Origin of the sequence: Flavobacterium sp. xlx-214 (assembly GCF_013874595.1) — a bacterium.
Lineage (GTDB): Bacteria > Bacteroidota > Bacteroidia > Flavobacteriales > Flavobacteriaceae > Flavobacterium.
This window is the reverse complement of the sequence record NZ_CP059431.1, coordinates 342189-367068: the sequence shown is the minus strand read 5'-3', so window position 1 is coordinate 367068 and position 24880 is coordinate 342189. Positions and strand designations below refer to the sequence as shown.

The window sequence follows — 24880 nt, the reverse complement described above, 5'->3', positions numbered from 1 at the left end:
TGTTTTGTATCTTTACTTAGTGACCATCCAAAAGTTACAAAATGCTTATGAAAAAAATAGTTGTACTTGCAAGTGCTGTATTGTTTACTTTTTGTACCAACAAAAAAACAGAAACAGCTAATGAAACCGTACCTACTACCAGCAACCGTAATGTGTATGTGGATACGGCTGATATGACACCCCAAAAAGAAGAAGTAGTGGTAAAACAAAAACCAACCGATTTTATTCCGAAGGGTTATATAGAGTACAAACCCGAAGGTATAGAAACCCTAAAAGGCGATTTAAACAAAGATGGTTTAGACGATATGGTATTGATGATTAAAGGCACCGATAAAACCAAAGTAGTAAACGTAGAAGGCAGAGGTATGTTAGATAGAAACCGCAGAGGTGTTGTTGTTTTGTTTGCAACGGCAAATGGATATGAGCTGGCATCTCAAAATGTAAGTTGTTTTTATTCTGAAAACGAAGACGGCGGTGTGTATTATGCACCTGAAATTGATTTAGGTATAGAAAAAGGTAAATTGATGGTGTATTTTAGCCATGGACGTTACAGTTATTGGAGCTATACATTTAGATATGAAAAAACCGACTTTAGATTAATAGGTTACGATTCGTATAGTAGTCGCGGGCCCGTGCCACAATACGTCACCAGTATTAATTTTTTAACTAATAAGAAATTAATACGCGATAATTTAAACAAAGATCAATATGGTGATGAATACGAAGAAAACTTTGTAGATACTTGGGAAAACTTAAAAACAGTAAAACCCATGTATTTAGCAACCATCAAAGAATTTGATGATTTAGATTTTTAAACTTTTATTAAAAAGAACATTTATATGAAATTACTTGTGTTTTTTCTCTTACTATGTAGCACCACCTTTGCTCAAACCATTGATTTTGAAACCGAAAAAAGCATTATTAAAGAAACCCTTAGTCAATATTTTAATGACAACCCAAATTCAGTGGCAAGTTATTTAAAAGGGTCAAAAGGATTCAAAATGGCAACTTTTGGTTTAAAAATGGGCATTGCCATGGAAGAAGATGAAGCTAAAAAGAACGATTTAATAAAAAATTTAAAAGAATTTGATGCATATTCAGATTCTTTGGTTGATGTATTAAAAACTAAGAAAATAAACGTACAACTAAGCGATACACTGTATGCATACAAATACGTAATAGGCAGCAGTAATTTGCAAAAAAAAGAAGATTGGCAAGAGGCTTACGATTTTTTGTTAGATGATTTTGAAAAAAACGATCTGGCACGTTTAGATACTATTATTGGTAAAGCATATATTGATTTAATCAAAAAACAAATTGATTATAAAGGCACCGATAAAATCATACAACGCAACGAACTCAACCACGGTTATTACCAATACACAGATGCATCAAAACCTTGCGAAGATGAATTATGTATAAAAGCAGATAAAGTATACCGAGCTGTTTTTAACAGCTCCGGCTCAAAAGGTTGTTATTTGGTATCGTTTTATTGTAGAAACGGTATTTGTCGCAGTTTTGTTTTTATCGAAAAAGTAAACAACCAATGGAAATACGTAGATGATTACCCCTCATGGTTGGTTGATGATTTGTAAGGATTTTTATTTTTAATAATAGTTATGAAAAATGATTATTTGAAAGAATTCTTTAGCAAGTTACATCTTTAAGAATTCCAACAGAATAATAAAAACAACATCCGTGCATGTGTGGTAATAAAAATTATTAATACCTATTTGTAAATGAATCAAATTACAACAGCAGAAGTTTATCAAGTTTTAAAAGATAATTTTCCTAAGCAAAATGATTTTAACGAATCAGATTACAAAGAAGAGTTAACAGAACTATTAGATTTTAAAGTCAATACAAAATTAAAGTTAGAAGAAATAGTTCTTAAACATAAAGATGAAGTACTATTAATTGATAGTGATGAATTAGATGATTTTCATATTAAAGCATACTCAAAAGAGCTTGGTGAATCTTATGTTAATGATAGAATAAAAAATAAATTTTGGTTTGCTTATCAAGGATTACTTAGAATTGTTTTAGAGCTTGAATTTGGTGAAGATTATGAAAAATATGCTGATAGTAGGGATGGAATATAATTTATAAAGACATAAAGATTCCTACGGAATGACAAAAACAAGTAACAGCAACTTGTCATTCTGAAAGAATCCCTTAGATTCATAAATAGCATTAAAGAATCCAACAGAATAATAAAAACAATATCCGTGCATCTGTGAGAATAAAACACCACACAATCTAAAAAAAAATCAAAAGACCAATGAAAACATTAGATGATTTTTATTTACAACAACCCGCGCCTATAAAAGAATGTTTTTTAGCACTACAAAAAATAATTCTATCACAAGATTCTAACATTACTCATACATTAAAATACGGAATGCCCTTTTTTTGTTACAAAGACAAAATGTTTTGTTATTTATGGTATCACAAAAAATACCAACAACCCTATATAGGTATTGTCGAGGGTAATAGGTTTAATGAACCCTATTTAATACAAGAAAAAAGATCAAGAATGAAAATAATGCTGTTTAATCCCCATCAAGATTTACCTATAGCAACCCTAAACAACTTGTTACAAAAGGTATTACATTTGTATCAATCAGGAACAATTAAAACAAAGAACATATGAAAAAGTTAGGAATGCTTGTATTAATAGCTGTTGCATTGGTAGGTACCTACAGTTGCAACACAACAAAGAATAAAACAAACGTAGAAAGTAGCAACGAGCTTACTGTAACAGGTACAGTAGGTACCATAACAAATGGTAAAGACGGTTATACCGCCGCAATAAAAGACAAAAACAACAAAACGTATCTTGCTACAATTAGTATGGTTAATTTAATGGAAAGTAAAAGCGAGTATAAAAGATACGAGCAAGGAGATAAAATTACCGTAACCGGACCTACTTGGAAAGATGACGAAGGTAATGTATACATTACCGTTAAAGAGTTAAAAGAGGTTAAAAAATAACATCCTAATTGTATGATAAAGAACGTGTTAACATACATGTTACTACTTTTAAGCACTATTGTTTTTGCTAACGATGGTGCTTATTTTGCAAGTGGTAACCACTTAATACCTATTAACGAAACCGATATTAGCGTTAAGAAAGAAATACTTACGCTTAAAAAAGTACGCAATCAGTTTGTTGAGGTAACGGTTTACTATGAGTTTTACAACCCTGGTAATGCCAAAAAGCTAACCGTTGGTTTTGAGGCAATTTCGCCTCAAGGTGATGTAGAGGGGGCTCCTAAAAACGGACATCACCCTTATATGCGCGATTTTACCGTACAGCTTAACAACAATATCTTGCAATACAACGTGGCGTATGTTGCCGATTCGTTATACAACAACAAAGGCACCATAAAAAGTATTGATTTAGAAACTTTTGAAGGCAATAAAGAAGGTAATTACGTTGATTTCTTTTATGTGTATCATTTTGAAGCCAATTTTAAAAAAGGACTCAATATTATAAAACACACTTATAATTACGATTTATCGGGTTCTGTTGATTATAATTATGATTTTGAATATGTGCTAACCGCTGCAAACCGTTGGGCTAACAAACAAATTGATGATTTTACCTTAATTGTTGATATGGGCGAATTTGAAACCTTTTCTATCAACAAATCGTTTTTTAAAGATGCCAATGAATGGTTGGTACATGGTATTGGTAAAACCGAGGATGTAAAAGGAAGTAAAAATGCGTTTATAGAACACGATGCGTTAAAGTTTCACTTGCAAAAAGGAACGCTTATTTTTCAGAAAAATAATTTTAAAATAAAAGGCGATTTGTTTTTGTATGCACAAAATTATATTGGTATGGATGATTTAAGTTATGTGCCTTTTAGTTATTATCAAGCTGAGAATATTGCCGAACCTAAAACCGATTTCGATAGAAAAGTACTCAAGAATCTTCCTTTTGCACGTCGTGGATATGTTTTTCAAAACAAAGAGTTAAATGCCTATTTTAAATCGATGGATTGGTACATTGCCAACCCCAACTACGAAGCCAACATAGAAATTTTAACCGATGCAGAAAAACAATGGATTGAAAAGTTTAAGTAAGATTATTACTGTGTTTACTCAAGTTATTATTAAAAAAGATGTATTTAGAATATAGTTTAAGTGAAAATGATTTTTTGAAAAGTCAACTTTATAGTGCTTCAAAAAGTAAAATTGTAATTAAACAAAGGCGTAGAACGTTTATAATATTAATCGTTATGTTTCTTGTTTTTTTAGTATCAAGTTATATAAATCAGAATAGATTTCCCTATTTAGATTTATTGTTTTATTGTTTGTTTTTAATTGGCTATAAAATCTATGAACCTATAAGATATAAAAAACACTATAAAAAGTTCATAAATCACACTCATAAAGAAAAGTTTGGTTTAAAATGTAAGATAAATTTTACTGAAGATCAAATCATAGAAGAAAGTGTTTTAGGAGAGTCTAAAATTAATTTAAATAGCTTGTCTGAAATTAATGAGATTCAAGATTATTACTTTTTAAGATTAATAACTTCAGAGAGTTTAATAATTCCTAAAAACGCAATCAAAGACATTAAACAATTTCAATTAAAAATGGATACTTTAAAAACCAAATTTAATATTGTAGAAAATATTGACTTAGATTGGAGTTGGAAGTAATTTAATAGTGGTAATTCATTTTAACTTAAAACCACCTAGAACAGGTGGTTTTTTTATTAATCACAAGAAACGCTTGTGTCAAGTAAATCAGCGTTTTTAAGTTTAAAATCAATAGCGCGGTTTAGTTTTAAAGCATCCTTACCGGTTTCTATATCCATTTCGGTATCAAAAACTTTAATGGTAAGTTTAGTCCCTTTTTTTAAGACGTCAGCAAACCCTTTTAGTTTTGCTTTTTCTTTAAACGGATTTTTAAAATTGGTGCCATCTATCAAAAATTGTATCACATTGTTAGAGTCGTCTTCAGAACTAATAAAATCAATTCCACCATAATCGCCATCGCGGTAATTATTAGAGTATTCTACTAAAAACGAAGGATCATTACTGCTGTTTTTGCATTTTAAACGTAAATACAAAATATAATCTTTGTTAGAGTAATTTAAAAGATATTGGTACGTATCATAATTAATAAGTACCCAACCATCTTTAGGAGCTGTTTTTTCAAGGTTATTCCAATCTTCTTCGGTATTAACGGTAAAAGTAGTTTTGCTTTGCGCTTGTACTTGCGTTGTTGCAAATAAGCCAATAGTTACCAATAGCTGCATGCTTTTTCTCATAGTTTCTTTTTCATAGATGAATGATAAAAATACTAAAAAATATAAAATCTTTCGTCTTTAATCTTTTTTCAATTCTCTTAAAAAATGTAGCTTTGTTACTTAAAATAAAAAACATGCGCGTACATTTTATAGCAATTGGCGGTAGTGCCATGCACAATTTAGCAATGGCTTTACACGATAAAGGTGATGTGGTGACAGGTAGCGATGATGCTATTTTTGAACCATCGAAATCGCGCTTAGCTGCCAAAGGATTGTTGCCACAAGAAATGGGTTGGTTTGCCAATAAAATTACGACCGATTTAGATGCTGTTATTTTAGGAATGCACGCTAAAGCCGATAACCCCGAATTGCTTAAAGCACAAGAATTAGGATTAAAGATATATTCGTATCCCGAGTTTATTTACGAGCACGCTAAAAATAAAACACGAGTGGTAATTGGCGGATCGCATGGTAAAACAACCATTACTTCGATGATTTTGCACGTAATGAATTATCATAACGTAGCAGTTGATTTCTTAGTAGGCGCACAGTTAGAAGGTTTTACCAATATGGTGCACTTAACCCAAGAAAATGATTTTATGGTGATTGAGGGCGATGAGTATTTGTCATCACCTACCGATTTACGTCCAAAGTTTCATTTGTATCAACCCAACATTGCGTTGATTAGTGGTATTGCGTGGGATCATATCAACGTTTTTCCTACGTTCGATAATTATGTTGATCAGTTTAAAATATTTATCGATAAAATTACCAACGGCGGTATTTTGGTGTATAATGAAGAAGATGCTATTGTAAAGCAAATTGCCGAAGAAGCCGAAAAACCAATTCGTAAAATGCCATATGGTATACCACAGTACAGCATTGATAACGGAATTACCTATTTAGACACACCAGACGGACCAATGCCTATTGAGGTTTTTGGCGATCATAATTTAAATAATTTATCGGGTGCCAAATGGATTTGTCAGAACATGGGGATTGATGAAGCTGAGTTTTATGAAGCCATTGCATCGTTTAAAGGAGCATCAAAACGATTAGAAAAAATTGCCGAAACTAATAATGCCGTAGCGTATAAAGATTTTGCGCACTCGCCAAGTAAGGTGCAGGCAACAACGCAGGCAGTTAAAAAGCAATATCCCAACAAAAAATTAATTGCGTGTTTAGAGTTGCATACCTACAGTAGTTTAAATGCCGAGTTTTTAACGCAATACCAAGACGCGCTTGATACTGCCGATGTTGCGGTGGTATTTTACAGCCCCGATGCGGTTGCTATTAAAAAGTTAGAAGAAATTAGCAAAGAGCAAATTGAAACGGCTTTTAAACGCGATGATTTAATTGTGTATACCAACCCAGAGGAGTTTAAATCGTTTTTAGTGGTGCAAGAGTTTACTGATTCGGTTTTATTACTGATGAGTTCGGGTAACTACGGCGGATTAGATTTTGATGAGGTTCAAAGTATTATAGAATAATTTAAAGCGACTGTTAATCAGTCGCTTTTTTTATGATTTCTTTGACAAAAGAAAAACGTTGTTAAAGAACAATTCTCATTTTGTTGCCGTAAATTTGCATTTTAAATGATTATTATGTCTTATTATTTCCCTTTTTTAAAAAACGAGTTAGTATCAATTTTTAAATTAGGAACAAATAAAAGGCATTGGACAATACCTGTAATGGCATCGTTATGTGTTGGGTTTCCTATGTTTATAGGTGCGTTAACACATCATTTCAGCACATCGCTTACCGTAAGTTTAGGTGGGTTGGTTATTCTCTATTTACCTGCTAAAGAAAACATAGTAGGTAGGTTATCTAAACTATTACTATGCTCTTTTGGTTTTATAATTGCCTATTTAATAGGTATTACTTTTAGTTTTAACTTTTACATATCAAGTATTGTTTTTGGCATTTTTGGCGGTATGGTTTATTTTATCTCTAAAATGTTTCGTTTAGCGCCCCCTGGAAACTTCTTTTTTATTATGATATGTGCCATGGCGAGTGGCCTTCCGTTTAATGCAGAGCAAATTCCGTTTAAAATAGGACTCATTACTTTAGGTACTTTGTTTTCTTGTTTGGTAGCCTTTGTATTTAGTTTGTTTATTTTTAAACCCAATTTACAGAAAGATGTAAATGAAACCTTTAACAATCTATACATTCGTAAAGAGGTAGATTATTTAGAAGCTTTTATCATTGGCTTTTTTATGTTTGCATCGTTGTTTCTGGCTCATTTTATTGGGTTAAAAAATCCTTATTGGGTGCCAATATCTTGTTTGGCTGTAATGCAAGGCGTAAACACACCGCATATTTGGCGTCGTGGGTTTTATCGTATTTTAGGTACCGTTTTAGGAATGCTACTTTGTTGGCTTATACTTACTGTGGTTAAAGCACCCCTTGAAATGATTGTAGCTATTGTTATTTTACAATATGTTATTGAGTTGTTAGTGGTGAAAAACTATTTTTGGGCTGTTTTATTTATTACGCCAATGACTGTTTTGTTAGCCGAAGCAGGTAGTAACATTACACAAGATCCAAGCATTTTAGTTATTGCCCGATTAAAAGATGTTATGTTAGGATCGTTTTTAGGAGCTATTGGTGGATGGATGATTTACAACGAAAAACTACGCTTTCAGGTAGTAAAACGTATTAGAGTAACCAGACGAAGTTTAAAGTATTAAAAGATTATTACTTAATCTACATCAAGTAAAAAAAGGTTACTTCTTATTAATTTTGAATGTATTACTAAATTAAAAAGCAATGAACCGAAAAGATTTTTTAAGAAAAGGATTGTTAGGTACGGGTATATTTGTAGCAAGTGCATCGTTGGGAAACATCCTTAAAAACGAAATAGACGAAATTGAAGCTTTAAAACCAATGGGCTTTAATCATTTACCTAATCCCGAAAGTAAAATCAATCAAAATACGGTATTGCACAAAGCCAATTCGCGCGGTGTTGCCGATCATGGTTGGTTAAAAAGCCACCATACTTTTAGTTTTGCCAATTACCACAATCCCGATCGCATGCATTTTGGGGTATTGCGTGTGTTAAACGATGATAAAGTTGCGGGAGGAATGGGCTTTGGAACACATCCGCACGATAATATGGAAATTATTAGTATTCCGTTAGAAGGCGATTTAGAACACAAAGACAGTATGGATAACGTGGCTGTAATAAAAAGTGGCGATGTACAAGTAATGAGTGCCGGTACAGGTATTACACATAGCGAATACAATAAAAATAGCAACTCTGATGTAAAGTTTTTACAAATTTGGTTGTTTCCTAACAAACGCAATGTTACCCCACGATACGATCAGCTTACCTTAAATTTAGAAGATCGAAAAAATAAGTTGCAACAAATTTTATCGCCAAGTGCTGATGACGATGGTGTTTGGATTCATCAAAACGCGTGGTTTCATTTAGGTACGTTTGATAACGATTTTGAAACAAACTATAAAATAAAACAAACAGGCAACGGCGTGTACGCTTTTATTTTAAAAGGCAAAGTAATGATTAACGGTCAGGAATTAGAAACCAGAGATGGTTTTGGTATTTGGGATGTTGACAATTTAGATATTAAAGCTTTGCAAGCCAATACCGAAATTTTATTAATGGATGTACCTATGGCTTTGGTATAAACAACTAAATAGTATAAGTATATAAAACCAACAGATTTGCTGTTGGTTTTTTTGATGTTTACAGATTATCAACTTTTAAAGATTTACGTAAATTTAGTATTAACATTCCGTTTGTCATTCCGTAGGAATCTATAAAATACTTCACTTGTTAAAGTGTTTCTTTTATAATGACAAGTTTGTGTATACGTTGTTGTTTTGTTTATATTAGTAAAAAACAATTTATGAGAGTTTATCCTGAAGAAGGTTTAACTATGGTTAAGGTTTCAGAAAAACCTAAAAATAAGTTCTATGCTTTTATGAAATGGAAGTTTCTTGTTGTTATAGGTTTAATATGTTTATTTTTCTTTTTTTTTGAAGAGTATATTCCAAATGAGGATAATTTTTATTCAGGTTTTCTTATTGGTATTCCTTTATTAATTTATGTTGTATATGTACGATTAGGTAATGTTTTTAGAAAAGAGAATATTGCTTTTAACATATTAGGAAAAGTGTATTTTAATTATGATTACATTGAGATAAACTCAGAAAGAAAATATTTAGAAGAAATACAACAAATTAATATTGAAAATGATGACTATAAAGGACAATTGATAGTTAGTATGGATTTAGATGAGCCAATACATTCATTGGGTATTTCCAATTTTATTACAATTACATATAAAGACAGTTCTGTTGAGAAAATTCAATTTATGCAAGAAAATGAAAATCATTTAATGTGGTTTAGAAATGAATTAATGCATTATTATAACCTTCAATTAATAGATTACCCAACCATTAAAAGGGTTTTAAAATAAACCAACAGATTTGCTGTTGGTTTTTTGATGTTTAAAGTGCATCAACTTCTAAAGATTTACATAATTTAGTATTAACATTCCTTAGTAATCTCACCAAATACTCTACTTGCTAAAGGATTCTTTCAGAATGACAAGTTTGCGTATATGTTGTTGTTTTGTTTATATTAGTAAAAACAATGTATGAGAGTTTATCCTGAAGAAGGTTTAACTATGGTTAAGGTTTCAGAAAAACCTAAAAATAAGTTCTATGCTTTTATGGAGATGAAAGCAATTGCTTTGGCACTTTTATTATTAATTGTTATAATGGCTTTAGTAGATTATGCACCTGATTTTGTAATTAAAGGTCTATTTTTAATTGTTTTGTTGATTTTACTTTTTCGGATGTTCTATGTGAAAATAGGTAATTTTTTTAGAAGCGAAAATATTGAGTATAATACAATTGGAAAGATACATTTTCGAGATGATTGTATTGAAGTCAATAATGAAAAGAGATTATTGTCAGAGATCAATCGAATTGATATTAGCAATTATGATTTTGTAGATAAATACATCCCATCGCAGGATAATCCAATGCATTCATTAGGTATTTCCAATTTTATTACAATTACTTATAAAGACAATTCTGTTGAGACAATTCAATTTATGCAAGAAAATGAAAATCATTTAATGTGGTTTAGAAATGAATTAATGCACTATCATAATCTTCAATTAATAGATATCGCAACCATTAAAAGAGTTTTAAAATAACTTTTATTCCTTTAAAACATCGTGTCTTATTTCAGTAAGCGAAGGAAAGCTTTGGGTTTTAGTTATTTTTCCTTTGCTGTAAAAATCAACTGTAAAAGGAGCGTTGTTGCGTATATCAATACCGTCTTCAATTGTGCCTTTTTCATTATAATCGGCATAACCAATTACTTCTTTGGGTTGAAAAGGAACGGTTTCTATAAACGACAACAAATTATCTAACTCAAAATTTTCATCATTTTTAAAATTAGCAACCAATTTGTTTAAGATATCTTCACAGCTTAAACTAGATTTGTGCGGAAACTTGGTGTAAATCAAGAATAAGAATTCGTTTTGTGGTTCAATGAAATTCAAAAGGCGTTTGGTATTGCGTGTGAACGCATATTCTTTTAATTCCGTTTCGTTTTTAGAATAATAAATCACTGTGGCATTGGGAGTACCTTTGCTAACTTGGGTAAAAGCAGGTTTTGCAGTTTCTATTTTCTGATTGTTTTTATAAAAATCGGCATTAAGTTCTTTTCCGTTAGATGTTATGCTGATACTGCTCTCGTCCATAAATTTAGAAACCAATAGTTTGTGGTTTTTTAACTCAAACGAAAATCGAGCAAAAGCATGCATGGCAAAAGCATCTATGTGAAACGACGTAATTTTGAAGTTGCTGTACTGCGCAATTCCTAAAACCGATTCATTACCTAACGAAATATATTCATACCCCGATTTTATTTTATTGTTTTCAAAAATCGTTTCTAAATCATACTCAAAATGCGATGAATCTTCTTCTTTTAAATAATTGTAGGTATATTGCTTGGTTAAAACGCCTTTTTCATAATAATTGATGATGGGAATTTCGCCCAATATTTTTTCTTCCGATTTTACATAACCATCATACGGTTGGTTGTTTTTTAAAGTAAGATTATACTCTTTTTTTGGATTGTTTTTCAGGATAAAAGTATTATCGATAATGGCTACCAACTCATTATTGTCGTTGTATTTTTTCTTGACAAATAAGTGCTTGCTGTAGCTATCGGCGTATTCAATTTCTTCTCTCAATTTAGAAGTGTTTTTTTCTTGCGCGTGTAGTTGATTTGTACAAAACAAAGCATAACAACTTAATGCTAATAAGGTAATTGATTTTTTCATAGAGTAGAAAGATACTGCTTTTTTAATTAAGGTTCATATACAAAATGACCTGTAATTTGATACTTAAACAAGCAATTTTCTAACACTTGTCCGCTACCTACATATTGATTAAGATGAGCAGTTTTTTTGTTGCTTTTTTTTATATTCGTAAAAAACATTTTTATGCGAGCATATGCTGAAGAAGGTCTAAGTATTGTTGAAGTTTTACCAGATCCGCCCAATAAATTTTATAACATTATTGATAAAGGATGGTTCGTTATTCTCCCCTTAATTGTAATAGTCTTATTTTTTCACAAATATCTTCCTGATTCTGTTGCGATTTTTATCTCTATTTTTCTTGTAGTATATATCTTTCTTTACCTTTTATATGTACAAATAGGTAATTTGTTTAGAAGCGAAAATATAGCCTATAATATTATTGGAAAAATACATTTTTATAATGATTTCGTAGAGATTATGAATATGCGAATTGATTTTTCTGAATTAAGATCGATTGAAATTACTTCTTATGATTATGAAGGCAGAAGAAGTTCTAGTAATACATTATACAATCCAATATATTCTTTAGGAATTAATAATTTTTTGATTGTTTATTTTAAAGATGGAACAGTTGATAAATATCAATTTAAATTACTTAACGAGATTCACATGTTCTATTTTAGAAAAGAATTGATTCATTATTATAAATTGGGCTTAATTCGTGAATTAAATCTTCATGATATTCTTGGTAATCATAGTTTTGAAAGCAAAAGTGATTTCAGAAAGCATAATCCAAAATACAACAACTATCCCTCATAAACAAAATGCCCAATAATGGTGTATTTAAATAAACAATCTTCTAGTACTTGTCCACCGCCTACATTATGCACAATTAACCTGCGTTTACCATCTTTAGATAATTTATTGGTCACAATTCCAATATGAGGCATTTTATCGTTAATCATCCACGTAACCAATGCGCCTGTTTTGTAGTCATTAGCATTTTGTGTAATAGGTAACGCTTTGCCTTTGCGTTTAAAGAAAACCTCTAAATTAGGCACTCTGCGGTGGTCAATGTTGGTATCGGTTTTTGTAGCACCCCACATTTTAGGATATTCGTTAAAATGCGCTTTCATATCTTCATGTACTTCCTTTTGCAAATCAATTCCTAGTTTTCGGTAAGCTCTAATCACAACATCGGTACAAACACCTGTTTTAGGGGGCACATCGCCGTTTGGATAGTCAATAGCAACATAGTTAGGCGTGTATTTTATAGAAGCATCAATAATACCAATGGCTTTTTGCGAAAGTTGTTTTCTAAAAGCAGATACATCATCGGCAATAGTATCCTTTTTTACAGTAGTAGCTTCTGTAGTAGGTTCAAAAATGATTTCGTTTTCGGATAACTTACCTCTATCAAATCCATATATAAACATTCCACCCAAAATCAACACAATTAATCCAATAAAACCTAGTAAAACATATAGTTTTTGCCATATACTTAGTTTGGTTGCCAATGTAATGAACAAGACAGCAACTAGCAATACTATTATAAAAAGAAAAACAATGCCCATAATGTTTTAATGGTTACAGCTTAAAAATGATGTTTTAAATATAATCATTTACCATTTCTTACACAAAATCATTTATTAGTTCTTACAAAAAAATATGAGAGTTAGAGAGTGAAGTATTCTTTCTAAAAACAAGAAAATAAGTAGTAAATTTGATTTTATTAAATTATGATAAAAGTGGTAAAAGTACTTATAATAGATGATGAAGAGAAGTTAAGAAGCTTACTTTCTAAAATTATTAGTTTAGAAGGATTTGAAGTAGCTCAGGCATCAACTATTAAATTAGGATTAAAAAGATTAGAATTAAAAGATATAGATGTTGTAATCTGTGATGTTAAATTACCTGATGGAAATGGTATTGAAACCGCTCAGATTATTAAAGATAAATATCCTGAGGCAGAAGTGATTCTTTTAACCGCTTTTGGTACTATTACAGATGGTGTACAAGCGATAAAAAATGGTGCTTTTGATTATATTACAAAAGGAGATGATAACAATAAGATTATTCCACTTTTGTATAAAGCTAGTGAAAAGGCAACATTAAATAAAAAAATTCTAAAGTTAGAAAAGCAGTTAGGTGAAAAACATTCTTTTGAAAAAATTATTGGTAAGTCAACATCATTGTTAAAGGCAATAGACTTAGCCAAAAAAGTAGCAGCAACATCTACAACCGTTTTGTTAACTGGAGAAACAGGCACAGGAAAAGAAATTTTTGCACAGGCTATTCACCAAGCAAGCAATAGATCTTCAGAAAATTTTGTAGCTATAAATTGTTCTGCTTTTAGTAAAGAGCTGTTAGAAAATGAATTATTTGGTCATAAAGAAGGAGCCTTTACTGGAGCTTCTAAAAATCAGAAAGGTTTGTTTGAAGAAGCACATAAAGGAACCATTTTTTTGGACGAAATAGGCGAACTGGCATTAGATTTACAAGCAAAAATATTACGTGTTTTAGAAACAGGAGAATTTTTACGAGTAGGCGACTCAAAACCTATTAAAGTTGATGTACGTGTTATTGCTGCTACTAATCGAAAATTAGAAGAAGAAATACAAAAAGAGCATTTTAGAAGTGATTTGTTTTATCGTTTAGCCGTTTTTGAAATTCATTTGCCATCGTTGCGCGAACGAAAAAAAGACATTTTGCTTTTGGCAGATTATTATGTCAATTATTTTGCCTTACAAACTAACCGAAAACTATTAAAACTATCAAAAGAATACGCAACAGCGCTTGAAAATAATAATTGGAAAGGAAATATTCGCGAACTTAAAAACGTAATTGAACGAAGCGTGATCCTTACAGATTCAGATATTTTACAAACAGACACACTTCCTGCAGATTTTTTAAATGAAGTTGGTTCTACTAAGGCTCTTTCGTCATTTTCAATGGCGAACATAGAAAAAAAACACATTCAAAAAATACTTCAACACACAGGTGGTAATAAAGCCGAAACTGCGCGGTTACTTGAAATAGGAATTGCAACACTTTATAGAAAAATAGAAGAGTACCGTCTTTAAAATAATAGTACCATATTGAGAAAAGCCTATCATTTTGATAGGCTTTTTTTGTTTGAATATAATTTTATTTTCTTTTAGTTGGTTGATTTTTAATTATTTGTGATTGCTTTTTGCTTTTTGGAACATAAGTTGGCATAAGGTTATGAAACAATTTAAAAATGAAACATAAGAATGAATCTTCAAGAAAAAGAAAAGAACCTCCATCACCACCAAAATGGCTTAAATCTTATCATTTGTTGCTTATGGCATTTATAGTAATGATACTATTTGGCGCAATCATAAAATACATTAGTAATGTTTAATAAAAAATAAATAAATGATAGCAATCTTATTAATTCTTACAGGCTTGGCTTGTTTTGCCTTATTTATTAAATCAATAGATTTTTTCGATAAAATATAAAAAGTATCACAAAAATTACAAATAAAAATAAATAACATGTTGGCATTATTTCTTATCGCTATAGCAGTATTTATATACATCTGCTACGTGCTTCTTAAACCAGAAAAATTTTAACCCATCATCATTATGAAATTTAACTACTCATCATTAAGGGAAATAGGACAAGTGATTTTGATATTTCTTATGATTTTAGGATGTGTAAAATTGTTTGGATGGATGTTTAAAAACCTATTTAATTAATCAAAAAATGAATACAGAAATATTAGGGATTATTGCAATGTTCACAATAACGGTACTTTTAGCAATACCGTTTGGTAAATACATTGCAAAAGTTTTTGGAAATGAAAAAACACTTCTAGATCCCATTTTTAATCCAATAGAAAGGATTTTTTATAAAATAAGCGGTTTAAATCCGCAAACCGAAATGAGCTGGAAACAACAAATGGTTGCTTTGGTAACTATCAATATGATTTGGTTCTTGATGGGAATGCTCATTTTAATGACACAAGGAAGCTTGCCTTTAAATCCAGATCAAAATCCAAGTATGTCTGCCGATTTGGCTTTTAATACAGTTATCTCATTTGTGGTGAACTGTAATTTGCAACATTACTCGGGCGAAACAGGTTTGAGCTATCTAGGGCAGTATTGGCTCATGTTTTTACAGTTTGTGAGTGCAGGTACAGGTATGGCTGCTGCAGCTGTGTTGTTTAGAGCTTTTAGAGAGAAATCAACACAAAACTTGGGGAACTTTTATGATTTTTTTGTAAAGTCTTGTACCCGCATTTTATTACCTGTTTCGTTTGTAGTGGCCGTTATTTTGGCTTTTGAAGGTACTCCAATGACATTTGAAGGCAAAGATATCATAACCAATTTACAAGGAGAACAGGTTGCGGTTTCCAGAGGGCCAGCTGCGGCTTTTGTTGCCATAAAACATGTAGGTACAAATGGAGGAGGTTTTTTTGGTGTTAACTCGAATCATCCTTTTGAAAACCCTTCATATTTATCAAATATGGTTGAAATGTTTGCCCAAACCATTATTCCCATTGCGATGATTTTTGCATTTGGATATTTTATCCGAAGAAAAAAACTATCATGGATGATTTTTGGTGTGATGACGGTTGGTTTCTTGTTGTTAGCGATTCCAAATATCAATATGGAAATGAACGGAAACCCAGCTATTTCGGCTATGGGAATAGATAATTCGCTCGGTGCCATGGAAGGAAAAGATGTGAGAATAGGGGCGCCTGCAGCTGGTTTTTGGAGTATTGTAACTACCGTTATTTCCACAGGATCTATCAATTCAATGCACGATAGTACCATGCCACTTTCAGGAATGAACGAATTGCTTGCTATGATGATTAATGCCTTTTATGGAGGTGTTGGCGTGGGCATGCTCAACTTTTTTATATTCATCATTCTGGCTGTGTTTATTAGTGGTTTAATGGTAGGGCGCACACCTGAGTTTTTAGGAAAAAAAGTCGAAGCACGTGAGATGAAAATAGCCATGATCATAGCCTTGTTACATCCTTTTTTGATATTGGTAGGTACTGCATTAGCAGCGGCACTACCGCAGTACACAAGTGAAACTTTAAACAATCCTGGTTTTCACGGATTAAGTGAGATGTTGTATGAATACACCTCTTCATCAGCAAATAATGGTAGCGGTTTTGAAGGTTTGGGTGATAATACAATTTGGTGGAATATCAGTACAGGTTTTGTACTTATTTTATCCCGTTTCTTACCTATTATCGGTCCGGTAGCTATCGCTGGTTTGTTAGCACAGAAAAAATACATTCCAGAAGGCGATGGAACATTAAAAACCGATACAGCCACTTTTGGACTTATGGTATTTGTAATTATAGCAATTGTTGCTGCCTTGTCCTTCTTTCCTGTATTGGCTTTAGGCCCTATTGCCGAGTTTTTTACACTTTATTAATGAAACAGCTTAAAGATTTAAAAATGAATAATAATACCTCATTGTTTCAAAAAAGCATGGTTCAAGAAGCCTTGAAACAATCATTCGTAAAACTCAATCCAAAGTTAATGTTTCGCAATCCAGTGATGTTTACGGTATGGATTGGAACTGTAGTAATGCTTATTGTAAGTCTATGGACGCTTTCAGGTGCACAAGGACAAGGAAGTTTTGGATATAATTTTGTTGTATTTATGGTGTTGTTGCTTACCTTGTTGTTTGCCAATTTTGCTGAAGCTATTGCCGAAGCTCGTGGTAAAGCCCAAGCCGACAGCTTACGTAAAACGAGAGAAGAAACACCTGCTGTTCTTCAGAACGGTCAAACCATTTCGTCTGCTCAACTCAAAAAAGGAGATGTCTTTGTTTGCAAGGCTGGTGATGTGATTCCTTCGGACGGAGAAATTATTGAAGGACTTGCTACGATAGATGAAAGCGCCATTACAGGTGAATCAGCACCCGTAATCAGAGAAGCAGGTGGCGATAAAAGTTCGGTTACAGGAGGTACTAAAGTGCTTTCAGATAGAATAGTGGTACAAATAACCACGCAACCAGGTGAAAGTTTTTTAGATAAAATGATTGCTTTGGTAGAAGGAGCAGCACGTCAAAAAACACCGAACGAAATTGCTTTAACCATTCTCTTAGCAGGATTTACTTTAGTGTTCATTATCGTATGTGTTACCCTAAAGCCTTTTGCCGATTATTCTAATGTAAGCATTACTATTGCATCGTTCATTGCATTATTTGTGTGTTTGATTCCCACAACTATTGGAGGATTACTTTCGGCCATTGGTATTGCAGGAATGGATAGAGCGCTAAGAGCCAATGTCATCACAAAAAGCGGAAAAGCCGTAGAAACAGCAGGAGATATTGATGTGTTGCTGTTGGATAAAACCGGAACTATTACCATTGGTAACCGTAAAGCAACGCATTTTTACCCTGCAAATGGTGTTGATGAAGCGCGATTAATTAAAGCGGCAGTTTTGAGCTCTATGGCTGATGAAACACCTGAAGGAAAGTCGATTATTGAATTGGCGGGTATCAATCCGCTAGCATATGCTGTAAAAAATTCAGAGTTTGTGAAGTTTACAGCCGAAACACGCAGTTCGGGTATCAATTATGAAAATATTCGCATCAGAAAAGGAGCCACAGATTCCATTAAGAATATGATTACGCAAGCGGGAAATCATTTTCCGCAAGAAGTGGAAGATCAAGCCAAAGAGATTTCAAAAAATGGAGGAACACCACTTGTGGTTTCTGAAAATGAACAAGCATTGGGCGTTATCGAATTGCAAGATATTATCAAAACAGGTATTCAAGAGCGTTTTGAACGCCTTCGAAAAATGGGAATAAAAACCGTAATGGTTACAGGAGACAATCCGTTAACAGCAAAATTTATAGCTGATAAGGCGGGTGTAGATGATTTTATTGCCGAAGCCAAGCCTGAGGACAAGATGAATTACATCAAAAAAGAACAATCTGAAGGGCGATTGGTAGCTATGATGGGCGATGGAACGAATGATGCTCCTGCTTTGGCACAAGCCGATGTCGGTGTAGCCATGAATAGTGGAACACAAGCTGCTAAAGAAGCTGGTAATATGGTGGATCTTGACAACGACCCTACCAAGTTGATCGAAGTGGTAGAGATTGGAAAACAATTGTTAATGACTCGTGGTACACTAACAACCTTTAGTATTGCAAATGATGTGGCCAAATATTTTGCTATTATTCCGGCACTTTTCATCACAGCTATTCCGGCATTACAAAGTTTAAACATTATGAAACTTCACAGCCCAGAAAGTGCCATTTTATCAGCAGTAATATTTAATGCGATTATCATCCCAATGTTAATTCCGTTGGCTTTAAAAGGAGTTGCTTACAAGCCAATTGGCGCGAGTGCATTACTTCGTCGTAACCTGTTAATATTTGGTTTAGGAGGCGTTTTGGTTCCTTTTATTGGTATCAAGCTAATTGATATGCTGATATCCGTTTTCTTTTAATTTTTAATATTTAAAAAAATGAAAAAACATATTTTACCTGCATTAAAGTTAACGTTTGTGATGATTGTATTCTTCACCGTTATTTATCCACTTGCGGTATGGGGCATCGCCCAAATGGCTCCCAATTTAGGAAAAGGCGCAATAGTAGAAGTTGATGGAAAAAAATATTACACCAATATTGGTCAATCATTTACAAAAGACGCGTATTTCTGGTCAAGACCATCGGCAGTTGGTTATGATGCTTCGGGTTCTGGAGCAAGTAATAAAGGCCCTTCAAACGAAGAATACCTAGCCGAAGTACAAGCTAGAATTGATACTTTTTTAATGCGCAATCCCGGAGTTGAAAAAGCAGCAATTCCTGTAGATTTAGTAACAGCTAGTGGCAGTGGTTTAGATCCTAATTTCTCCGTGCAAGCTGCTAAAGTACAAGTGAAGAGAATTGCTAAAATTAGAGGTATAGGAGAAGCGCAACTAAATCAATTAATCGATGAGCAAATCGAAAAACCGTTATGGGGATTATTCGGTCCTGAAAAAATCAATGTTTTACAATTGAACATCGCTTTGGATAAGCTTACAAAATAAAATAGTTACTCTTAAAAAAACGATTGGGCTAAGAACTACAAACCCAATCGTTTTAAACCATCAAATAAATTTCACAATGAAAAAAATAACCTTGTTTCTGGCAGTCATGTTAGGAGCAACCGTAAGTGTATGCGCACAAGAAACTGAGAAAAAACCATTGACCATAAGTGGCTACGCCGAAGTATATTATCAATATGATTTTAACAATCCCAAAACGAATAATCGTCCTGGTTTTGTTTACAGTTTAAGTAGAAATAACGAAGTAAGTTTAAATTTGGGTTTTATTAAAGCCTCTTACGAAACCGAAAAGGTAAGAGCAAATTTAAGCGTAGGTGTGGGGTCGTATATGAATGCAAATTATGCTGCAGAGACTAATGTGCTTAAAAATATTTATGAAGCAAATGTAGGCGTAAAGCTTTCTAAAAACCATGATTTGTGGTTAGATGCCGGAATAATGCCTGCCCATATTGGATCGGAGAGTGCCATAGGTGCCGACTGCTTTACGTTAACACGCAGTATGATGGCTGATAATTCGCCTTATTTTGAAACTGGCACCAAGTTATCGTACAATACATCAAACGGAAAATGGAGTATGGCGGCATTGGTATTGAATGGTTGGCAACGAATTCAAAGAGTAGATGGCAATACAACACCAGCTTTTGGACATCAATTAACCTATCGTCCAACCGATAAAATCACCTTGAACAGCAGTTCTTTTATTGGGAATGATTTTCCAGACAACGAACGCAAAATGCGCTACTTTCATAATCTGTATGGACAAGTTCAGTTAAGCGATAAAGTTGCTTTTATTGCCGCATTTGATATTGGAGCACAACAAAAAGAAAAAAATAGCACACGTTATAACACTTGGTATACACCTGCTTTTATTGCAAAATGGTCCCCTTCTGAAAAAATCGATCTAGCAGCGAGAGTTGAATATTATAACGACAAAAATGGGACGATTATAGCAACCGAAACTACCAATGGTTTTCAAACTTTTGGCGCTTCATTCAATGTTGACTACCACATTTTATCGAATGTAGTTTGGCGAACCGAAATTAAGAGCCTCAACAGTAAAGATGCAGTTTTTGCAACCCGAAGTAATGAAATGAAGAAAGATAATGCTTCCATTGTTACCTCTTTGGCAGTACGTTTTTAGAATTTAGCAATTTTTCTCATTCCTTCATCTTGTTATGAAGTGGAATGAGTACTTTTAGTAATGTTATGGACGAAAGAAAAAGTGCGGAACATTTTTTAGATTTAATTCAAAAAGCACGCAGAGGGAAATTTAAACTTTATATAGGTATGAGCGCAGGCGTGGGCAAAACCTACCGCATGCTGCAAGAAGCACATACCCTTTTGCGAAATGGCATTGACGTAAAAATAGGTTATGTAGAAACGCACAATCGGGCAGAAACACATGCTTTATTAGACGGTTTACCTATTATTCCTCGTAGAAAATTGTTTTACAAAGGAAAAGAATTAGAAGAGTTCGATCTACAAGCAGTACTCAATTTGCGTCCTGAAATTGTAATTGTAGATGAGTTGGCGCACACCAATATTGAAGGCAGTGAGAACGAAAAACGCTGGCAGGATGTAATGGATATTCTCAACGCAGGAATTAACGTAATCAGTGCCGTGAACATTCAACACATTGAAAGTCTAAATGCAGAAATAAAAGAGATAACAGGAGTTGATGTCCAAGAACGAATTCCTGATAGTGTAGTAGCGCAGGCAGATGAGGTAGTAAATATTGATTTAACAGCCGAAGATTTAATTGATCGTTTAAAAGAAGGGAAAATCTACGATTCTTCTAAAGTAGCCGCCGCTTTAAACAACTTTTTCAAAAGCGAACATATTCTACAATTAAGAGAATTGGCTTTAAAAGAAGTAGCTTCGCAAGTACAACGAAAAGTAGAAACCGAAGTGGTTTTACCGCGAAATGTAAAAAAAGAACGTTTCATGGCATGCATAAGTTCCAATGAAGTTACGGCAAAAAAAGTCATTCGTAAAACCGCTCGTTTAGCCAATTATTACAACAGCAAATGGTATGTTATGTATGTGCAAACACCTAAAGAAGCTCCTCATAAAATTGCATTGGACAAACAACGCCATCTCATTAATAATTTTAAATTAGCAACAGAATTGGGAGCCGAAATTGTAAAAGTAAAGGCAAAAAACACCACAATGGCAATTATTCAAGAGTGTGGAGATAGAAAAATCACGACCGTTTGTATCGGAAAACCTCACATTACATTAGCTAAAATAATTTGGGCAACCGATACTTTTAATGCTTTGTTGAATAAATTGTCGCATGAAAATATTGACCTTGTAATATTGTCTTAAAATGAGAATTAAAGCAAAACTAACATTTGGCGTAGGATTACTTTTTATACTAATCTTAGCTTTAGCGGCAATTAGTGGCTGGTATGTAAATCAATTAAAAAAAGATACTAGTAATATTTTAGTAGCCAATTATAACACACTGCTATATTCAAGAAATATGTTATTAGCCTTAGAAGATTTGGCAACTGATACTGCTGCTGTTGAAACCTTTCAACGTAATATTAACCTACAAAAATTAAATGTTACAGAAATGGGCGAATTAGAGGCTACAAATCTAATCATTAAACACTTTGAACTTTTAAAAGAAAATCAGAACGATGTAAAACTTGTTTCGTCTACCCGAAAAGATATTACCGAATTAATGCGGTTAAACATGGAGGCTATTAGTAGAAAAAGTGATATTGCCGACGATACTGCACAAAAAGCCATCGTTATTATTATGGTAACCGGAACCCTGTGCTTTTTAATTGCGTTTATTTTACTTGTAAATCTTCCTTCAAATATTGCAAATCCTATTAAAGAGCTTACTGAAAGTATCAAGGAAATTGCCGGACAAAATTATAAAAAACGGGTTCATTTTGAAAGTCATAATGAATTTGGCGATTTAGCAAAATCATTTAATACCATGGCAGAAAAGTTAGAAGAGTATTCTGAAAGTAAGTTAGATAAAATATTAAAAGGAAAAAAACGCATTGAAACGTTGATTGATAATTTACACGATCCCGTTATTGGAATTGATGAAACTAAAAAAGTGCTTTTTGCAAATGAAGAAGCTTTGCTTATTTCAGGTTTGAAAAAAGAGGAGTTTATTGGAAAACAAATTCAAGATATTGCGGTAACAAATGATTTGATTCGAACCATTATTAAAGATATTTTTCTTGTAGAACAAGATTTAAAAGAAGAACCTTTAAAAATTTATGCAAACCAGAAAGAAAGTTATTTCGAAAAAGAAGTAGTAAATATTAACATTGTTCCTACAGGTGAAGAGGAAAGTGAATTTATAGGTCAAGTTATTTTACTGCGAAATATTACGCCATTTAAAGAATTAGATCAAGCTAAAACCAATTTTATGGGTACCGTATCGCATGAATTTAAAACACCTATATCCTCTATTCAAATGGGCATACAGTTATTAGAAAACAATCAAATAGGAAGTTTAAACCATGAACAACATGAATTGGTAAAAGGAATAAAAGACGATACCAATCGTTTATTAAAAATTACTTCCGAGTTACTAAACGTAACCCAATTAGAAAGTGGATTGTTACAAATGAATATAAAAGCAACCGCGGTTCAGCCTATAATAGATGAAGCAGTTAAAGCAAACAAGGCGCTGGCCGATTTTAAAAACATAAAAATTGAAGTTGTAAATAAAGTAACTAATTTAATAGAAGCCGATAGCCAGAAAACCGCTTGGGTGTTAAATAATTTAATTTCAAACGCCATTCGTTATTCGTACGATAACGCAACAGTTTTTATTAAAGCTGAAAAAATAAATGATAAGGTACAATTCTCGGTTACAGATCATGGACAAGGAATTCAACCACAGTATTTAACAAAGATATTTCAACGGTATTTTCGTATTCCAGGTACCAGAAAAGAAGGTACAGGATTGGGCTTAAGCATAAGCAAAGAATTTATAGAAGCGCAAAAAGGTGTTCTTTGGGTAGAAAGTGACTATGGATCAGGTAGTTCGTTCTTTTTTAGCTTACAGGCGGTAGTGTAATAAGACAATTAAAAGTACAAAAAAAAGACAGATGGCTATCATCTGTCTTTTTAATTATATCTCTAAGCTTTATAGTTTGCTTTTTATAACATAAGATTCAATGTTACGTACACGCATACGATAGCTTAAGCCTAGTTCAAACATTAAACCGCTGGCTTGTTTTTGTGATAGGGCAAGGTAACGCATGCCGCCGTGAAAGTTTACATAATGACTCACCACTGCTGGTAAACCGTAATACAATGTAGGTTTTTGTTTACCAATTAAGATAGGGTAGTGCATAGAAACCCCAGGACTAAAACCTTTAAATTGTACCCAATTAGGATCTTTTTCATATTGTTTTTCTGTAATGCTTTGCGCAGCATAATTCAAATCGGCTTGAATATTGAATTTATCAAACCATTTACCAAAACTTAAACCGATCATTAAAACAGCACGATTGTTCATTTGAGGAACATTGGTATGTATAGGGTAATCCATTTTGTTTTTGTTGCCGTAAATACTCATGTTAATACCGTACAAAAAGTTTTTACTATCGTTAAACGTATAATCCATTTTTATACCAGGGCCAATGCCGTTGTAACGTGATGGATTTCCTATAAACTGATTGGCTACAAAACCAATAAGTAAATCGCCACCCGTGTTATCCAACGTAATGCTTTCAAAGTCGGATGTTTTTAACTGATGAAATTGTGTGTTAGTTATAAAAGCAGCAGCACTTGAGGTAAATTCATAGCTAGGATACTGCAAGTTTAAAAAGAAAACAGCGCTTTCAGCTTTACCATTAACCATTTTAGGATTAAAATTAGGTAACGTTTGGGTTGTTTCTTCTAAAAGACTTTGAATTCCATCATCGGTTACTCCATTGATTTTGTGTAAAGTTGGGGCTCCATCTTCGGCAACTTTAAAAATAAGTTCAATAGGTTGGTTGCCTATTAAAGCGCGTTGTTCGGGCGTAAAATCAATACTATAGTAAATCAGTGCTAAATCGGTAAGGTCTTGTTTCGGACTCACTTCTTGCGTAATATTCTCATTAACTTGTGCCCAAAAAGGGGTTGCAGTTAAAAACAAACCAAGTAGCAGCAAGCTTTTAAATGTGTTTTTCATGTGTTTTTTGTTTTATGCGGCAAATATACTAAAAATAGGTTATAGGGTAAGGGTTTGCCTATTGCCAAAACCAATAAGCTTTTTGCCCTGTATGTTAGG

General features: G+C 32.8%; 25 protein-coding genes. 21 read left to right on the top strand and 4 right to left on the bottom strand.

Features of this window, described 5'->3' with window-relative positions:
- Positions 1-47 precede the first annotated feature (47 nt).
- The 7 genes from H1R17_RS01765 to H1R17_RS01735 all read left to right on the top strand — a co-directional run bounded on the left by H1R17_RS01765 (position 48) and on the right by H1R17_RS01735 (position 4673).
- Positions 48-815, top strand: a complete 768-nt coding sequence (locus H1R17_RS01765; protein WP_163431753.1) for a hypothetical protein — start codon at positions 48-50, stop codon at positions 813-815.
- Positions 816-839: 24 nt separating this feature from the next.
- Positions 840-1595 (top strand): hypothetical protein, encoded by a 756-nt coding sequence (locus tag H1R17_RS01760; protein WP_163431754.1) that lies wholly within the window; start codon positions 840-842, stop codon positions 1593-1595.
- Positions 1596-1739: 144 nt separating this feature from the next.
- Positions 1740-2102: a hypothetical protein gene (locus H1R17_RS01755; RefSeq protein WP_163431755.1), complete on the top strand. Its 363-nt coding sequence runs from the start codon at positions 1740-1742 to the stop codon at positions 2100-2102.
- 179 nt (positions 2103-2281) lie between these two features.
- A complete protein-coding gene (locus H1R17_RS01750; RefSeq protein WP_163431756.1) occupies positions 2282-2653 on the top strand; it encodes a DUF1801 domain-containing protein in 372 nt (123 codons plus the stop codon).
- Complete coding sequence (locus H1R17_RS01745; protein WP_163431757.1) at positions 2650-2994, top strand: hypothetical protein; 345 nt, start codon at positions 2650-2652, stop codon at positions 2992-2994. Before H1R17_RS01750 ends, H1R17_RS01745 begins: the two co-directional genes overlap by 4 nt.
- A 12-nt stretch (positions 2995-3006) precedes the next feature.
- Complete coding sequence (locus tag H1R17_RS01740; RefSeq protein WP_163431758.1) at positions 3007-4092, top strand: YARHG domain-containing protein; 1086 nt, start codon at positions 3007-3009, stop codon at positions 4090-4092.
- A 38-nt stretch (positions 4093-4130) separates the two neighbouring features.
- Entirely contained in the window at positions 4131-4673 is a 543-nt protein-coding gene (locus tag H1R17_RS01735) for a YcxB family protein (RefSeq protein WP_163431759.1), read from the top strand.
- Positions 4674-4729: 56 nt separating this feature from the next.
- On the opposite strand, the gene H1R17_RS01730 is transcribed toward H1R17_RS01735, so the two are convergent.
- A complete protein-coding gene (locus tag H1R17_RS01730; protein ID WP_163431760.1) occupies positions 4730-5287 on the bottom strand; it encodes a hypothetical protein in 558 nt (185 codons plus the stop codon).
- A gap of 113 nt (positions 5288-5400) precedes the next feature.
- Here H1R17_RS01730 and murC point away from each other — a divergent pair, with 113 nt between their 5' ends.
- The 5 genes from murC (at position 5401) to H1R17_RS01705 (ending at position 10455) form a co-directional block, all read left to right on the top strand.
- Positions 5401-6756 carry a UDP-N-acetylmuramate--L-alanine ligase gene (gene murC, locus H1R17_RS01725; protein ID WP_163431761.1) on the top strand — a complete coding sequence of 452 codons (1356 nt, stop codon included), beginning with the start codon at positions 5401-5403 and terminating at the stop codon, positions 6754-6756.
- 114 nt (positions 6757-6870) lie between these two features.
- The gene (locus tag H1R17_RS01720) at positions 6871-7956 is read left to right on the top strand and encodes an FUSC family protein (RefSeq protein ID WP_163431762.1); all 1086 of its coding nucleotides are present in this window, start codon (positions 6871-6873) and stop codon (positions 7954-7956) included.
- A 79-nt stretch (positions 7957-8035) separates the two neighbouring features.
- A complete protein-coding gene (locus tag H1R17_RS01715) occupies positions 8036-8914 on the top strand; it encodes a pirin family protein (protein WP_163431763.1) in 879 nt (292 codons plus the stop codon).
- A gap of 221 nt (positions 8915-9135) precedes the next feature.
- Entirely contained in the window at positions 9136-9708 is a 573-nt protein-coding gene (locus tag H1R17_RS01710; protein WP_163431764.1) for a hypothetical protein, read from the top strand.
- A 180-nt stretch (positions 9709-9888) separates the two neighbouring features.
- Positions 9889-10455, top strand: a complete 567-nt coding sequence (locus H1R17_RS01705) for a hypothetical protein (RefSeq protein ID WP_163431765.1) — start codon at positions 9889-9891, stop codon at positions 10453-10455.
- Positions 10456-10458: 3 nt separating this feature from the next.
- On the opposite strand, the gene H1R17_RS01700 is transcribed toward H1R17_RS01705, so the two are convergent.
- Entirely contained in the window at positions 10459-11592 is a 1134-nt protein-coding gene (locus tag H1R17_RS01700) for a hypothetical protein (RefSeq protein WP_163431766.1), read from the bottom strand.
- 162 nt (positions 11593-11754) lie between these two features.
- Between H1R17_RS01700 and H1R17_RS01695 the strand changes: the two genes are divergently transcribed.
- A complete protein-coding gene (locus H1R17_RS01695) occupies positions 11755-12390 on the top strand; it encodes a hypothetical protein (protein ID WP_163431767.1) in 636 nt (211 codons plus the stop codon).
- Here the strand turns inward: H1R17_RS01695 and H1R17_RS01690 are convergent.
- A complete protein-coding gene (locus tag H1R17_RS01690) occupies positions 12378-13007 on the bottom strand; it encodes a DUF1287 domain-containing protein (protein WP_163431930.1) in 630 nt (209 codons plus the stop codon). The genes H1R17_RS01695 and H1R17_RS01690 overlap by 13 nt on opposite strands.
- Positions 13008-13310: 303 nt before the next feature.
- On the opposite strand from H1R17_RS01690, the gene H1R17_RS01685 reads away from it, so the two are divergent.
- From H1R17_RS01685 to H1R17_RS01650, 8 genes are all read left to right on the top strand, one after another.
- Positions 13311-14654, top strand: a complete 1344-nt coding sequence (locus H1R17_RS01685; protein ID WP_205600664.1) for a sigma-54 dependent transcriptional regulator — start codon at positions 13311-13313, stop codon at positions 14652-14654.
- A gap of 436 nt (positions 14655-15090) precedes the next feature.
- The gene (gene kdpF, locus H1R17_RS14240) at positions 15091-15168 is read left to right on the top strand and encodes a K(+)-transporting ATPase subunit F (RefSeq protein ID WP_163431932.1); all 78 of its coding nucleotides are present in this window, start codon (positions 15091-15093) and stop codon (positions 15166-15168) included.
- A gap of 133 nt (positions 15169-15301) precedes the next feature.
- Entirely contained in the window at positions 15302-16990 is a 1689-nt protein-coding gene (gene kdpA / locus H1R17_RS01675; RefSeq protein WP_163431768.1) for a potassium-transporting ATPase subunit KdpA, read from the top strand.
- A complete protein-coding gene (kdpB, locus tag H1R17_RS01670; RefSeq protein ID WP_305038439.1) occupies positions 16990-19023 on the top strand; it encodes a potassium-transporting ATPase subunit KdpB in 2034 nt (677 codons plus the stop codon). The genes kdpA and kdpB overlap by 1 nt, the downstream gene beginning before the upstream one ends.
- Positions 19024-19041: 18 nt before the next feature.
- Positions 19042-19605, top strand: a complete 564-nt coding sequence (locus H1R17_RS01665; RefSeq protein ID WP_163431769.1) for a K(+)-transporting ATPase subunit C — start codon at positions 19042-19044, stop codon at positions 19603-19605.
- 76 nt (positions 19606-19681) lie between these two features.
- Positions 19682-20764 carry a porin gene (locus H1R17_RS01660; RefSeq protein ID WP_181729241.1) on the top strand — a complete coding sequence of 361 codons (1083 nt, stop codon included), beginning with the start codon at positions 19682-19684 and terminating at the stop codon, positions 20762-20764.
- 65 nt (positions 20765-20829) lie between these two features.
- Complete coding sequence (locus tag H1R17_RS01655) at positions 20830-21951, top strand: sensor protein KdpD (protein ID WP_181729240.1); 1122 nt, start codon at positions 20830-20832, stop codon at positions 21949-21951.
- A 1-nt stretch (position 21952) separates the two neighbouring features.
- Entirely contained in the window at positions 21953-23677 is a 1725-nt protein-coding gene (locus H1R17_RS01650) for an ATP-binding protein (RefSeq protein WP_163431771.1), read from the top strand.
- A gap of 69 nt (positions 23678-23746) precedes the next feature.
- On the opposite strand, the gene H1R17_RS01645 is transcribed toward H1R17_RS01650, so the two are convergent.
- Complete coding sequence (locus tag H1R17_RS01645) at positions 23747-24781, bottom strand: hypothetical protein (protein WP_163431772.1); 1035 nt, start codon at positions 24779-24781, stop codon at positions 23747-23749.
- Between the last annotated feature and the right edge of the window lie 99 nt (positions 24782-24880).